11 protein-coding genes are annotated in these 13,856 nt (G+C 62.3%); 2 read left to right on the top strand and 9 right to left on the bottom strand.

Annotated elements, in window-relative coordinates; translation table 11 throughout:
* Window positions 1–16 precede the first annotated feature (16 nt).
* The 9 genes from IC234_RS16510 to IC234_RS16470 all read right to left on the bottom strand — a co-directional run bounded on the left by IC234_RS16510 (window position 17) and on the right by IC234_RS16470 (window position 7,983).
* Window positions 17–1,639 carry a T9SS type A sorting domain-containing protein gene (locus IC234_RS16510; protein WP_190926710.1) on the bottom strand — a complete coding sequence of 541 codons (1,623 nt, stop codon included), beginning with the start codon at window positions 1,637–1,639 and terminating at the stop codon, window positions 17–19.
* A gap of 274 nt (window positions 1,640–1,913) precedes the next feature.
* Entirely contained in the window at window positions 1,914–2,798 is an 885-nt protein-coding gene (gene atpG / locus IC234_RS16505; protein WP_190926708.1) for an ATP synthase F1 subunit gamma, read from the bottom strand.
* Between the two features lie 105 nt (window positions 2,799–2,903).
* On the bottom strand, window positions 2,904–4,484 hold the full coding sequence (gene atpA, locus IC234_RS16500; protein WP_190926706.1) for a F0F1 ATP synthase subunit alpha: 1,581 nt from the start codon (window positions 4,482–4,484) through the stop codon (window positions 2,904–2,906).
* A 9-nt stretch (window positions 4,485–4,493) separates the two neighbouring features.
* Complete coding sequence (gene atpH / locus IC234_RS16495; RefSeq protein ID WP_190926704.1) at window positions 4,494–5,054, bottom strand: ATP synthase F1 subunit delta; 561 nt, start codon at window positions 5,052–5,054, stop codon at window positions 4,494–4,496.
* 99 nt (window positions 5,055–5,153) lie between these two features.
* Window positions 5,154–5,651 carry a F0F1 ATP synthase subunit B gene (locus IC234_RS16490; RefSeq protein WP_190926702.1) on the bottom strand — a complete coding sequence of 166 codons (498 nt, stop codon included), beginning with the start codon at window positions 5,649–5,651 and terminating at the stop codon, window positions 5,154–5,156.
* A 150-nt stretch (window positions 5,652–5,801) separates the two neighbouring features.
* On the bottom strand, window positions 5,802–6,077 hold the full coding sequence (gene atpE / locus IC234_RS16485) for an ATP synthase F0 subunit C (RefSeq protein ID WP_046243983.1): 276 nt from the start codon (window positions 6,075–6,077) through the stop codon (window positions 5,802–5,804).
* A gap of 123 nt (window positions 6,078–6,200) precedes the next feature.
* Window positions 6,201–7,265, bottom strand: a complete 1,065-nt coding sequence (gene atpB, locus IC234_RS16480) for a F0F1 ATP synthase subunit A (protein WP_190926700.1) — start codon at window positions 7,263–7,265, stop codon at window positions 6,201–6,203.
* A gap of 36 nt (window positions 7,266–7,301) precedes the next feature.
* A complete protein-coding gene (locus tag IC234_RS16475) occupies window positions 7,302–7,706 on the bottom strand; it encodes a hypothetical protein (protein ID WP_190926697.1) in 405 nt (134 codons plus the stop codon).
* A gap of 40 nt (window positions 7,707–7,746) precedes the next feature.
* Window positions 7,747–7,983 carry an AtpZ/AtpI family protein gene (locus IC234_RS16470; protein ID WP_190926695.1) on the bottom strand — a complete coding sequence of 79 codons (237 nt, stop codon included), beginning with the start codon at window positions 7,981–7,983 and terminating at the stop codon, window positions 7,747–7,749.
* A 179-nt stretch (window positions 7,984–8,162) separates the two neighbouring features.
* Here IC234_RS16470 and porW point away from each other — a divergent pair, with 179 nt between their 5' ends.
* Together porW and IC234_RS16460 are read left to right on the top strand one after the other, a co-directional pair.
* On the top strand, window positions 8,163–11,252 hold the full coding sequence (gene porW / locus IC234_RS16465; RefSeq protein ID WP_190926693.1) for a type IX secretion system periplasmic lipoprotein PorW/SprE: 3,090 nt from the start codon (window positions 8,163–8,165) through the stop codon (window positions 11,250–11,252).
* Between the two features lie 208 nt (window positions 11,253–11,460).
* A complete protein-coding gene (locus tag IC234_RS16460; protein WP_317173391.1) occupies window positions 11,461–13,803 on the top strand; it encodes a penicillin-binding protein 1A in 2,343 nt (780 codons plus the stop codon).
* Window positions 13,804–13,856 lie beyond the last annotated feature (53 nt).

Raw genomic sequence — 13,856 nt, 5'->3', positions numbered from 1 at the left:
GCGTTGGGCGGGGGCGCTACTCCACGCTGAGCGCCCGGCTGGCTTGCTGCCCACCAGCTTGCACCCGCAGGCGGTAGAGGCCCGGCGCAAGACCGGCCACGGAAACTTCGACGGCGAGTCCGGCGGCGGACAAGGGCACCATCTGTGTGCGCACGGCGCGGCCTAGCGCGTCGAGCAGCGTGAGCGTTGCCTGTGCGGCGCCAGGCACGGCGGGCATGCGCACGGCTGCGGAGACGCGGGCAGGGTTGGGAAAAACGGCCAGCCCCTCCAGCGTGGCCGGAGCAGCGGTGGCCGTCAGGGTAGCATCTACTATCGAAGCCAGAAACGGCGCCTGCGTTCCCGTGGGCGTGCCAATAGTCAGGCTGCCGAAGGTGGCAGGCGGGTTAGTGGCCCCGGCCACGAAGATGGTGTTGCCGCTCACGGTCAGGGCTTCGCCGGTGTCCTGGCCCGAGCCGCCGGCCCGAAGTGCCCAGGCAAAGCGGGCCGTCGCACCGGCGTCCACCACCCGGGTCACAAACGCATCAAAGGCCGTGGCGGGGTTGGCCAGCGTGGTGGAGCCAAAGGCCATGGTGGAGCTGCCGAAGTAGCCGCTCATCAGCACGTTGTTTCCCTGCACGGACAGGCTGGTCGGGGCATCCTCGGCGGTGCCCCCGGCCCCCAGGGCCCAGGCAAAGGCGGCGGTGCTGCCCGCGTCGGTCAGCTTCGCAATGAAAGCATCGCTGGCCGTGCCGCCCGCGTGGGGCAGCGTCGTGCCGCCGAAGCTGGCGGGGCTACCGGTGTAGGCGCCGGCCACGTACACGGCGCCGGGCGCCAGCGCCAGGCTCGTGGCATAATCGCCGCCGGTGCCGCCGGCCCGCTGCGCCCACCCGAAGGCAGCGCTGCTTCCGCCGTCGGTCAGCTTCGCTACAAATACGTCCTGCCCCCCCGCGCTGGTCAGGCTGTTGGCACCAAAGGCAGCCGTGCCGGAGAAGCCTCCGCCCACGTACATCTGGCCGCCCGTCACGGCCAGTGCGAAGACCTGCTCGTTCCCCGGGCCGCCCATTTGCTGCGCCCACCCCACGGTGCCGCCGGCGCCGGTGTCGGTGAGCTTGGCCACGAACACATCGAAGGCCCCGGCGTTGGTCAGGGCCACCGTGCCAGCATTGAGCACGGGGCTGTTGAAGTATCCCGTTACGTACACCCTGTTGCCGCTCACGGCCAGCCCCGTGGCAAAGTCCGAGCCGGTGCCCGCCAGCCGCTCCACCCAGGTGAAGTCGGCGCTGGTGCCCAGGTCCGTGAGTTTGGCCACGAAGACGTCGGAGTCGCCCGTGCCGTTGCCACCGTTCGGGAGGGTGAGGCTGCCAAACTGCACCGGATTACTCCGGTAGTAGCCCGTCAGGTAGATGTTAGTGCCGCTGACGGCGACATCGCCCGCGTATTCATTGCTGGCCCCGCCCACCTGCCGCGCCCACTCGAAGGCCTGGTTGCTCCCGCTCCACTTGGCCACAAACACGTCGGTCTGTCCCGCGCTGGTCAGCGCCGTGGCCCCGAACACGATGGTGCCGGAGAATGACCCCACCAGGTAGAGGTTACCACTGCCATCGGCCGCCATGGCCGATGCCGTGGAGAAGCCGTTGGTTTGGCCCGCAGCCACCGCCATTTGCCATGCGGGAGCTTGCGCCCGAACCCCCACCGATGTGCTGAGGATTGCCAGAACGAAGAGCCAGACAAAGCGGCGTGAAAAGTCATAAAAGAGCGTAGAAAAAAATCTCATAAATCAAGGGAAAGAGGATTAGCCGCAAAAGCCCCTAAATGTAGCTTACTGCCTAGCTCACAACCTGCAGAACGACTAGCGAGGGCATGCCTTATCATGAAAAAGGCCCGACTCCAACGGAGACGGGCCTTTTTGCTTCATCTTAATTCTGAATGCCGATTTACCCGGCCGCCAGCGCCTCGGCACCGCCCACGATTTCGAGAATCTCGGTCGTGATGGCCGCCTGACGCGTCCGGTTGTAGGTTAGCTTGAGGGCCTTGAGCAGCTCACCGGCGTTGTCGGTGGCTTTGTCCATGGCCGTCATGCGGGCGCCGTGCTCCGAGGCATTGCTTTCCAGCACCGCCTTGTAGAGCTGAATTTTGATGGACTGCGGAATCAGCGTCTGCACGATTTCCTCTTTCGAGGGCTCGAACAGGTAATCGATGTTGGCCGTGGCCGAAGCCGTGACGGGCGCCGCAGCCGGCACCAGCGGCAGCAGCTGCTCGGTGCGGATAATCTGCGTGGCCACGTTGCGGAATTCGTTGTACACCACCACCACTTCGTCGTAGGTTCCGTTGCGGAAGCCTTCCATGGCCACTTCGGCCGCCTCACGCACCGTCTCAAACGAGAGCTTGGCGAACACGTGCGCGTAGTTGCCCACCAGCGGGCCGCGCCGACCGTAGTAGTCGTGCGCCTTCTTGCCGATGGCCATGTACGAAATGTTGGCCGCCGGCAGGTCAGCGTAGCGCTCGGCAATGGCCGCGTTCACGCCCTTGAACACGTTCGAGTTGAACGCCCCGGCCAGGCCCCGGTCCGAAGTCACGGCAATGACCAGCACGCGGCGCACTTCGCGGGCCACGCCGTAGTCGCTCACGATGTCGACATCGGCCGTGCGCGTCAGGTTCGCCAGAATGGTGTTCAGGCGCTGGGCGTAGGGCCGCATCCGGATGATGTTGTCCTGGGCACGGCGCAGCTTGGCGGCCGCCACCATTTTCATGGCTTTGGTAATCTGCTGCGTGCTGCTCACCGACTGAATGCGGTTGCGGACTTCTTTTAAACTAGCCATATTTAATGGTTAATGATTAGTGGTTAGTGGTTAATTGCTAGTGGTTAATGACCGATGGCTGAACCAGCCGCCAGGCATTAACCACTAACCGTTAATCATTAACCATTAAGAAGCGTAGCTCGCCGACACGTCCTTGGCTACCTCGCGGATGGCCTTGGTGCCAGCGTCCTCCAGCTTGCCGGCTTTCAGGGCCTTCAGCACGTCGGGGTAGCGCGAGTTCATCACTTGGCCGAACTCCTTCTCAAACTCGCGCACGCGGTTCACGGGCACGCTGTCGAGGAGGCCGTTGGTGGCGGCGTAGATGATGGCCACCTGGTCTTCCACCTTCACGGGCGAGAACTGGGGCTGCTTCAGGATTTCAAGGTTGCGACGGCCGCGCTCGATGGTGAGCTTGGTCGAGGCGTCGAGGTCGGAACCGAACTTGGCGAAGGCTTCCAGCTCGCGGAACTGAGCCTGGTCAAGCTTCAACGTACCGGACACTTTCTTCATCGACTTAATCTGGGCGTTACCACCCACGCGCGACACCGAGATACCCACGTTGATGGCCGGACGCACACCCGAGTTGAACAGGTTCGTCTCGAGGAAAATCTGGCCGTCGGTGATGGAAATCACGTTGGTCGGGATGTACGCCGATACGTCGCCGGCCTGCGTCTCAATCAGGGGCAGCGCCGTCAGCGAGCCGCCGCCTTTCACCAAGTGCTTGATGCTCTCGGGCAGGTCGTTCATGTCGCGGGCGATTTCGTCCGACGAGTTGATTTTAGCGGCCCGCTCGAGCAGGCGGCTGTGCAGGTAAAACACGTCGCCGGGGTACGCCTCGCGTCCGGGAGGACGACGGAGCAACAGCGACACCTCGCGGTAAGCCACGGCCTGCTTCGACAAGTCATCGTATACCACCAGCGCCGGACGGCCCGTGTCGCGGAAGAACTCGCCGATGGCCGCACCCGTGAAGGGAGCGTAGAACTGCAGCGGCGCGGGGTCGGCGGCCGGAGCGGCCACCACCACGGTGTAGTCCATGGCACCGCCTTTGGTCAGGGAGTTTACTACCTGGGCAATGGTGGAAGCCTTCTGGCCAATGGCCACATAGATGCAGAACACCGGCTGGCCGGCTTCGTAGAACTCGCGCTGGTTCAGGATGGTATCGATGGCCACGGCCGACTTACCGGTCTGACGGTCGCCGATAATCAGCTCGCGCTGACCACGGCCAATCGGAATCATGGCGTCAATCGACTTGATGCCCGTCTGCATGGGCTCGGTTACCGGCTGACGGTAGATTACGCCGGGCGCCTTGCGCTCCAGGGGCATCTCGTACAGGTCGCCCGAGATGGGGCCACGGCCGTCGATGGGCTGGCCGAGGGTGTTCACCACGCGGCCCACAATGCCCTCGCCCACTTTGATGGAGGCAATTTTGTTGGTGCGCTTCACCGTGGCGCCTTCCCGGATTTCCGAGTAGTCGCCCAGCATCACAGCCCCCACGTTGTCTTCTTCGAGGTTGAGCACGAGGCCTTGCAGGCCGTTTTCGAACTCAATCAGTTCGCCCGCTTGGGCTTTGCTCAGTCCGTAGATGCGGGCCACGCCGTCGCCGACCTGCAACACGGTGCCGACTTCTTCCAGCTCGGCTTCGGACTTGAAATTGGACAGCTGCTGCCGCAGGATTGCGGATACTTCGTCCGGACGTACTTCTGCCATGATGCTGTATTATAGTTGTTGTTGGTAAGAATTTTCTTGCAAAGAGGTGCGCAGCTTGCGGAGGCTGGTGCGCACGGAATCGTCAATCTGGTTGTCGCCGACGCGCAGGATGAATCCGCCAATGAGGCTGGGGTCCACCTTTTCGGTCAGCTTCACTTCGGTGAGGCCGGTTTGCTGGGTCACCAGCTTTTCCATCTCCGCGCGCGAAGCGGCCGTGAGGGGCGTGGCCGATGTCACTTCGGCCATCTGAATGCCCTGCATGGCGTTGTACTGCACCTGGAATTCGGTGCCCATGCTTTCGAGCGCCGCCTCCCGGTTTTTCTCGGTGAGGATGGTGAAGAAGCGCATGGTCATGTCCGACACCTTGCCGCCAAAAATGGCTTTCAGGATGGCCAGCTTCTTGTCGTGCTTCACAATCGGGTTGCGGAGCAACAGCCGCAGCTCGCGGCTTTCGGCCATGGCCTTGCTCAGCAGGTCCATGTCCGCTTTCACGCTATCCAGCGTGCCCATCTCCTTGCCCAAGTCGAGGAGCGACTTGGCGTAGCGGGCCGCTACTCGTTGGTCAGCCATTGGTTGGTATTAGTTGGCAGTTGTTTGTTGTCAGTTGTCAGTGATTGTTAAAGATTTGCCGTTCGAATGGCCTAACAACTGACAACTAAAAACCAGCAACTAGTTCAGTTTAACGTCTTTCAAATACGAATCCACCAGCTGCGTTTGGGCAGCAGGCTCGGCCAGTTCGCGGCGCAGGATGCGCTCGGCAATGTCGACCGACAGCTTGGCGGCGGTGTTTTTCACTTCGGCCAGGGCCGCGTTCTTCTCCTGCTGGATGGCTTCGCGGGCTTGCTGGATGATGGTGTTGGCCTCGGCGGTGGCGCGGGCGCGCTCGGTTTCGCGGTGCTGGTTGGCCATCACGGTGGCTTCCTGCATCATGCGGTCGCGCTCGAGGCGGGCGTCGGCAAGCAACTTCTCGTTGCCGGCTTTCAGCTGCTGCATTTCAATCTTGGCCTGGTCGGCCATGCGCAGGGCGCTTTCGATGCTGTCCTCGCGCTCTTTCAGCGACGACAAAATCGGTTTCCAGGCAAACTTGGCCAACAGAAACAGCACCAGCAGGAAAATAACCAGTTGCCAGAAAATGAGGCCGAGTTCGGGGGTGAGGAAAGCTGGCATAATGAATTAAATAGGTAAAACCGTTGGGATGCAATCGGCTAAGGCAGCTACAGGCAGTAGGAGCAGGTAAGCCCGCCGCGCAGGGCTGCACAAGCAGCAGCGGGCGGCGGGCTTCCAACTACTTCCGGGCACTAGGCCCGGCAAAACTTCTTAGAGCTTGGTCCAGATAAGAACGCAAACCACGACGGCGAACAGACCGAGACCTTCGATAAGAGCGGCGGCGATAATCATGGCCGTTTGAATCTTACCCGAAGCATCGGGCTGACGGCCGATGGCGTCCATGGCGCTGCCGCCGATGCGACCAATACCCAGGCCTACGCCCAGGGCAACCAAACCAGCACCGATACCGGCACCCATTACAGCCAAACCAGGACCGTAGTTAGTCGCCATTTGGGCAACAGCCTGCAACAACAAAGAGAGAAGCATAAAAAAAGAAAAAATGGAAAAAGAGAAAAATTAGCCGAGCCCGCAGCGGGGGGGGGGGGATTGCCACGGTCCGACTGAAAAAATCGGATAGTCTAGCCCGGAGGCCGACGGGATATTCAGGGATTAGTGAGCGGCGTGCGGGGCAGTGCCGTCCTCGTTGTAGCCAATCTGCAGGTCGGCATCGTGGTGCTCTTCCACGGCACCGCCGATGTACATGGAGGTGAGCAGCGTGAAGATGAACGCCTGCAGCAGGGCCACCAGCAGTTCGAGGATGTTGATGAACAGGCCGAACGCCAGCGTCACCGGGGCCACAGCCCACGATTTGAAGATGAACACCAGGCTGATGAAGCTCAGCACCACGATGTGGCCCGCCGTGATGTTGGCGAACAAACGAATCATGAGCGAGAAGGGCTTGGTGAAAATGCCAATCACCTCCACGATAATCATGATGGGCAGCAGGGGCTTGGGCACGCCGGGGGTGGCGAAGATGTGGGCCCAGTAGTACTTGTTGCTCGATGCCAGCGTGATAACCAGCGTCATGAGGGCCAGCACCATGGTCACGGCGATGTTGCCGCTGAGGTTGGCCGCGCCGGGGGTGAGGCCGAGCAGGTTATTGAACCAGATGAAGAAGAACACCGTGAGCAGGTACGGCATGTAGCGCTCGTACTTCGGGCCGATGTTTTTCTTGGCTACTTCGTCGCGAATGAAGACGATGATGGGCTCGAAGAACGACTGAATGCCTTTGGGGGCGCGGCCGTGGTTCTTGGCGTAGCCGCGGGCCACGGCGGTGAAGATGACGAGCATCAGCACGGCGCTGCCGATGAGGGCGGCAATGTTCTTGGTGATGGAGAAGTCGTAGACTTTGCTGCCGTCGGTGCTCACGAGGTGCTCGTGCTCCAGCTTCAGGCCGTCGTACTCTTTGGCGGGGCCTTCGGCTTCGCCGTTGGAGATGCGCTTGGAGGAGAACACCGACAGGCCCTTGCCGGGGCGGTAGGCGATGATGGGCAGGTAGGTGGTGAAGCTGCCGTTGTCGGTAGCCAGCCAGTGCCACTCGTGCGAATCGCCGATGTGGTGCAAAATCATTTCGCCGGGATTGAAGCCCTCCTCTTTGGAAGCCTCGTTGGCGGGTTCGTTAGCAAAAACGGACAGAGATAGGAAGCAGAGAAGAACGGAAAGTAAATGCTTCATCTAAAGTTAATTAATGACTGATTTCGGGCTAAAGTGCTATGTTTGCGACACTTGCTTTTCCGAAATCGGCCGCAAGTTACTCAAAGTAGCCCAGATTTCAAACCCGACCCATGAAAAGTACAGGAGGAAGAAGGCCCCGAGGAAGGTCCAAACGCCCCGTCCTTCGTGGGCGCCGCCCCGGGCCAAATGCACCGTAACGAGGGCCAGCGAGGCCAGCAGCCGGATGGTCATGCCCACCAGATAGCCGATACCGAGATTGGTGGGCGACACGGCCACGAGCCGGGCGGTGAGGCCGTAGGTGAGCAGCGTGAGGCCGGCCATGAAGCCAAACAGCAGCCAGGTGCGCGGGTGAATGATGGCGGGCCCGAACCCGTGCTGCAAGGCGAAAATGAGCAGGGCCAGCGCACCGGCGAAAACAAGGAACTGGCGCAGAAACCGCATCGTGAACTAGCTAAACCGTAAACCCAAGGAGTACTTCAACCTACTCAGCCCCTTTGGTGAGGCTGCGAATGACCTGGAACATGGCCACGAACACCCCGAGCAGCGCGAGGCCGATGGTAAACCAGGGGTTTTGGGTGTGAAAATGACCGTCGAGCCAGGTGCCTACCCACGTGGCCCCGCCGATGATGGCCAGCATCTGAAACGCCAGCCCGGAGTACTTGGCAACGGCCTGGAGACGGTTAGGGCCGGGGGGCGGAGGCGAAGACGGCGAGGACATGGAAACGGGCTGAGCAACAGAACCACAAAGGTACGCCGCGGGCCGGGGCCGCGTTTGCCCCCGGAAAAACGTAATTTTACTTCTTCGGCTACGTTAGCTTTCCGGCGCCGACGAACATTTCGGGTTGCCGCGCGCGTTGCGTGGGCAAGCACCTGCTTAGTATTCCTTCCTTTCTGGCTTTGACTCACTACTTGCTGACATACCGCTGGGCGGCCCTGTTTCTCTTCTTGCTGGCCGTGGGGGCGGCGGGCTGCGCTTCGGATAAAAACCTGGTGGCGCACGCCTTCAACAACGTGGCGGCGCGCGACAACGCCTACTTCCTGGCCCGCGAGAAGCTGCACGCCACCGAAGACAAGCTCTACGCGGCCCGCATCAACGACTACAACCAGACGTTGCCGCTGTTTCCCACCCTGGACAGCACCACGGTGCGCGCCAACCGCGCCGATTTGAACGACATCATCAAAAAAGCGTCGATGCCGATTCAGCACCGGCCGGGCTCGGACTGGACCGACGACGCCTACATTCTGGTGGCGTGGTCGCGTTTCTACCAGATGCAGTTCGACGACGCGGCGCAGACGTTCAAGTACGTGAACTCGACCAGCAAGGACGCCAACGCCAAGCACGAGGCGCTGATTGGGCTGATGCGCACCTTCATGGCGCAGGGCGAGATGGAAAGCGCCAAGGCGGTGTCGGACCTGCTGGATAAGGAAGTGGGCCTGCCCCAGGATGCCCGGCAGCTGTTTCTGACCCGAGCCGACTACTACATCCGCACCGAGGAGCCGGCCAAGGCCATTCCGCAGCTGGAAAAGGCCATTCCGCTGATTGAGTTCAAGAACGAACGGTCGCGGACGCGCTACATTCTGGCGCAGCTGTACCAGGACGCGGGCGAAAACAAGAAGGCCTACGAGCAGCTCGACCAGATTCTGGCCCGCAACCCGCCGTATGAGCTGGATTTCCAGGCCAAGCTGATGCTGCCGCAGGTGTCGGACCTGACGCCGGAGAGCCGGGAGCGGCTGAACAAGACGTTTGCGGGCCTGCTGAAAGACCCGAAGAACAAGGACTACCGCGACAAGATTTACTACGAGATGGCGCGGCTGAACTACCGCGAGAAGAACTACCCGGAAGCACTGAAGCTGCTGCGGCAGTCCATTGCGGCCACCACCACCAACCGCCTCCAGAAAAGCTACACCTACCTGCTGGCGGGCCGCATCTATTACGAAAACCTGCAGAAGTACCGCCTGGCCGCCGCCTACTACGACAGCACGGTGCAGACGCTGAACAAGGAAGCCAAGACCTACGCGGCCATCAAGGAGCGCAGCGAGATTCTGCGGGATTTCGCCAAGCAGTACACCATCATCGAGACGCAGGATAGCCTGCAGGCCCTGGCCCGGCTGCCCGAGGCGGCGCTGAACGAGAAGCTGAACCTGTACGCTGACGCCGAAATCGAGCTCAAGCAAAAGGAAGCGGCCAAGCTGGAAGCGCAGCAGAAGGCGCAGGCCCGCGACGCTGAGTTCCAGAACCGCGTGGCCAACGGCGGCGGCTCGGCCAGCCCTTTCCCGGGTGGCAGCGCCGCCCCCGACCCCATGTCTTTCGACCCCACGGCCCCGGCCAGCGGTGCCAAATGGTATTTCGACAACCCGGCCACGCTGGGCACGGCGCGGGCCGACTTTATCCGGAAGTGGCAGGACCGCAAGCTGCAGGACAACTGGCGCACGGTGCGCCAGACCGGCAATTCGCCCAATGCCACGGCCAACGGCGGCGTACCCCTGACCGTGACCGGCAACCGCACCACCGGCGTGAACGGCGGCCTCGACTCGGCCCGCACCGCGGCGCCCGTGGACCCCAATGCCGAAAAGAATGCGCTGGTGGCCCGGTATCGCGGCACGCTGCCCCTCACGCCGGCTCAGCTGGAAGCGTCCGACAAGCTGGTAGAGGCGGCGATGTACGAGTTGGGCGGCATCTACAAAGAGCAGCTGAAGGAGCGCGAAAAGGGCTTCGAGGTGTACGAAAAGCAGGTGACGCGCTATGCCCGCGGCCCGCACGCGCCCGATGCCTACTACCTGCTTTATCTCTACTACAAGGACAAGCCCGACGCGGCGAAAACCGCCCAGTATGCGGCCGCGCTGCAGAAGGAGTTCCCCAATTCCATCTACGCCAAGCTGATTGCCGACCCGCTGTACCGCGAACACGAGCTGGCGCTGCACAACGCCGTGGCCAGCCGCGTCGACTCGGCGTTCACGCTCTACAAAAACCAGGAGTTCAAAAAGGCCTCGGCCGTACTGGCCCGCACCGAGAAGCAGTTTCCGAAGAGTGACCTCAACGACCGGGTGGCGTACATGAAGACGCTGCTGGTGGTGCGCACCCAGGCCCCGCTCACGGCGCGCTCGTCGGTGGAAAAATTCTATAAAGACTACCCCGACAGTCCGCTGGTGCCTCAGGCGCAGGCCCTGGCCGAGTCGTACAAGAAGCAGAGCACCGGCCAGATTGCCGGAGCCCTAGCCTCGACGGAGAAGCCGGTGGTGTCGCTTTTCCGCCCCGGCGAGGTGGACAACCGCATGCGCATCTTCTACCGCGAAGACGAGACGCCCTACAAGGCCCTCAGCCCGGTGGCCCCGGACGCCAAGCCGGCCGATGCCCCTGTGCCCGCACCGATTCCCACGTCTTCGGGAATCGCCGCGCCGCGCTCCACCACCGAGTCGATAGCACCGGCGGGCTCGGCGGGCCCGGCCCCGGTCAAGCCTTCGGTTCCTGCGAAAGGCAAAAAAGCGGAGACTCCGGTCGTAGCTGCCCCGGCCCCCGCGCCGACTACGCCCACAACTACGCCCTCGCCCGCCAGCCCGGCCGGTGCAGCCCCCGCACCCAGCGTAGCCCCGGCTCCTGCAGCGCCCGCGGCCCCGACCACGGCCTACACCACGCAGCTCAGCGGGGCCCACGCGGTGGTGCTGGTGTTTGCGAAAGCCACGCCCCCGGCCGCCGACCTAGTCACTCAGCTCACGGCGTACAACAGCCGCTTTTTCCGGGCCAACAACCTGCAACTGGACACCCCGGCTTTGGGCGCCGACCAGTCGCTGGTCGTTGTGCGCACGCTGCCGGGCGCCAAGGTGGCCCAGAGCTACGCCACCAAGCTGCGCGGGCCGCAGTCGCCGCTGGCGCGCCTGCGCGGGGCAGGGTATCAAACGCTCGTCATCAGCCTCGAAAACCTGGCGCTGCTGCAGGCCAGCGGGGACTTGGCGGGGTATTTGAGTTTCTACCAGAAAGTGTACAAGTAGATTTTCAAGCGTAATTCAAGCACGTCATGCGGAGCGCAGCCGAAGTGTCTCGCTTGTGGTAGTAATTCAATCGTAAGAATTGCTGCGGCACGCGAGACGCTTCGGCTGCGCTCCGCATGACGTTCCCATTTATTCCTTAAACTCGTGTAAGCTGCCTGCCCGCCGCCCAGGCTCTATTTTTGCGTATTATTTCGTTTTCATTGCCAATATGCCAACCTCCTCTCCTGCCCGCCGCCCCAAGCCCATGCCGCTGAAACCTGCGCGCCGGGGCCGGTTCACGGCTTTTGTTCGGACCATGTGGGTGCTGTTTGGCGCCGGCGTGCTGGGGCTGGGCCTGTTTGTGCTGGCCGTGAGCGGCAACTTCCTGAACCTGTTCGGGCGCATGCCCAACCTCAAGACGCTGGAAAACCCGCGCTCGGAGCTGGCGTCGGAAATCTATTCGGCCGACGGCGTGCTGCTGGGCAAGTACTTCCGCGAAAACCGCACCCCGGTCGAGTTCAAAGACCTGCCCCAGAACCTGATTGATGCCCTCATTGCCACCGAAGACGTGCGCTTTGAGCAGCACTCCGGCATTGATGCCAAGAGCGTGCTGCGGGCCGTGACGGGCGTGCTCACCTTCTCGCACAACGGCGGCGGCTCCACCCTCACCCAGCAAGTGGCCAAGGTGCTGTTCAAAACCCGCCAGGACCTCAACGACGGCTCCCTGAACGGCAACGGCAAGCTGGGCTTGCTCATCACCAAAACCAAGGAGTGGATTCTGGCCATTCGGCTGGAGCGCAACTACACCAAGCGCGAAATCATGCGCATGTACCTGAACACGGTGGAGTATGGCTCGAACTCGTTCGGCATTAACACGGCGGCCAAGACCTTCTTCAACAAGCGCCCCAAGGACCTGAGCACGCCCGAGGCCGCCACGCTGGTGGGCATCGTGAACGCGCCGGGCCGCTTCAGCCCCGTGGTGCACCCCGACCGTTCGCGCAAGCGCCGCAACTGGGTGCTGCGCCAAATGGCCAAGTCGCACTACATCACCGATGCCGAGCTGGCCCAGGACACCGCCAAGGCCATTGTGCTGCACTACTCCGTGGAAAACCCCAGCAAGGGCCTGGCCCCGTACTTCCGGGCCGAGGTGGTGAAGTCGCTGCTGGCCTGGGCCAAGGAAACCGACCACGACCTCTACGCCGACGGCCTGAAAATCTACACCACCATCGACTCGCGGATGCAGGCCTACGCCGAGAAATCCCTGGCCGAGCACCTGTCGCTGCAGCAAAAGTGGTTCAGCCAGCACTGGAAGGGCCAGCTGCCCTGGCGCGACGAAACCGGCAAAGTCATCCCCGATTTCCTGAACACCGCCATGCGCCGCACCCAGCGCTACAAGTCGCTGATGAATCAGTTCGACGGCAACCGCGACTCGGTGAACTACTACCTGCGCAAGAAGTACAAAATGCCGGTGTTCACGTGGCAGGGCGAGAAGGAAATGCTCATGTCGCCGCTCGACTCGCTGGCCTACTACAAGCGCTACCTGCAGGGCGGGTTCATGGCCATGAACCCGCTGAATGGCCAGGTGAAGGCCTGGGTGGGCGGTGCCAACTACAAGTTCTTCAAGTTCGACCACGTGCGGCAGGGCAAGCGCCAGCCCGGCTCCACGTTCAAGCCCATTGTGTACACGGCGGCCATTGAGGCCGGCGGCTTCTCGCCGTGCTACCCACGGCCCGACGTGGCCACCACCTTCCCCGCCGTGGCCGGCCGCGCCGCCTACACACCCAAGAACTTTGAGGGCGGTTTTTCGGGCCGCACCTTCACGCTGCGGCAGGCGCTGGCCCGCTCCATGAACTCCATCACGGCCTGGCTGGTGATGAAGCTGGGCCCCGAAACCATTGCCACCTACGCCAAGCGCCTCGGCATTACCTCGCCCGTTGATGCCGTGCCCTCCATGGGCTTCGGCACTTCCGATTGCAGCATTTACGAGCTCTGCGGCGTGTACTCCACCTTCGTAAACAAGGGCGTGTGGACCTCGCCCATCATGGTGACGCGCATCGAAGACAAGAACGGCAACGTGCTGCGCGAATTCGTGCCACAAACCCGCGAGGTATTGAACGAAGAAACTGCCTACATCATGACCAACATGCTGCAGGCCAGCACCACCGAGCCCGGCGGCACCAGCACCATCCTGCATACCGGCTTCAAGTTCCCGTACGAAATCGGCGGTAAAACCGGCACCACCAGCAATTACTCCGACGCCTGGTTCATGGGCATCACGCCGGACTTGGTGTGCGGCATGTGGATAGGCGGCGAAGACCGCAGCATCCACTTCCGCACCGGTGCCTACGGGCAGGGCGCCCGCCTCGCGCTGCCGCTCTACGGCCTGTTTATGCAGAAAGTGTACAAAGACAAAAGCATTGGCATCGACACGGGCCCGTTCCCCAAGCCCGCGGCCCCGCTCAGCATCGAAATCGACTGCTCGAAGTACTACGGCGGCCAGCGCGACACCATCCCCTACGACCAGAAGATGCAGGTGCCCGACGCGTCCGACCTCGACGACAAGGACATTTAATTGCCTGAAATCCTCATTTTCCTTGGTGGCCGGCGACCTTTCGTCGGCCACTT

This window comes from Hymenobacter armeniacus, assembly GCF_014699055.1.
Classification (GTDB): Bacteria; Bacteroidota; Bacteroidia; order Cytophagales; family Hymenobacteraceae; genus Hymenobacter; species Hymenobacter armeniacus.
This window is presented reverse-complemented; position numbering and strand designations above follow the sequence as displayed.

Coding starts and splice junctions, on each gene's coding strand:
- atpA (WP_190926706.1), bottom strand. CDS start 4,484: ATGGCAGAAGTACGTCCGGACGAAGTATCCGCAATCCTGCGGCAGCAG.
- IC234_RS16510 (WP_190926710.1), bottom strand. CDS start 1,639: ATGGCGGTGGCTGCGGGCCAAACCAACGGCTTCTCCACGGCATCGGCC.
- IC234_RS16470 (WP_190926695.1), bottom strand. CDS start 7,983: ATGTCCTCGCCGTCTTCGCCTCCGCCCCCCGGCCCTAACCGTCTCCAG.
- IC234_RS16475 (WP_190926697.1), bottom strand. CDS start 7,706: ATGCGGTTTCTGCGCCAGTTCCTTGTTTTCGCCGGTGCGCTGGCCCTG.
- atpB (WP_190926700.1), bottom strand. CDS start 7,265: ATGAAGCATTTACTTTCCGTTCTTCTCTGCTTCCTATCTCTGTCCGTT.
- IC234_RS16460 (WP_317173391.1), top strand. CDS start 11,461: ATGCCAACCTCCTCTCCTGCCCGCCGCCCCAAGCCCATGCCGCTGAAA.
- atpH (WP_190926704.1), bottom strand. CDS start 5,054: ATGGCTGACCAACGAGTAGCGGCCCGCTACGCCAAGTCGCTCCTCGAC.
- atpG (WP_190926708.1), bottom strand. CDS start 2,798: ATGGCTAGTTTAAAAGAAGTCCGCAACCGCATTCAGTCGGTGAGCAGC.
- IC234_RS16490 (WP_190926702.1), bottom strand. CDS start 5,651: ATGCCAGCTTTCCTCACCCCCGAACTCGGCCTCATTTTCTGGCAACTG.
- atpE (WP_046243983.1), bottom strand. CDS start 6,077: ATGCTTCTCTCTTTGTTGTTGCAGGCTGTTGCCCAAATGGCGACTAAC.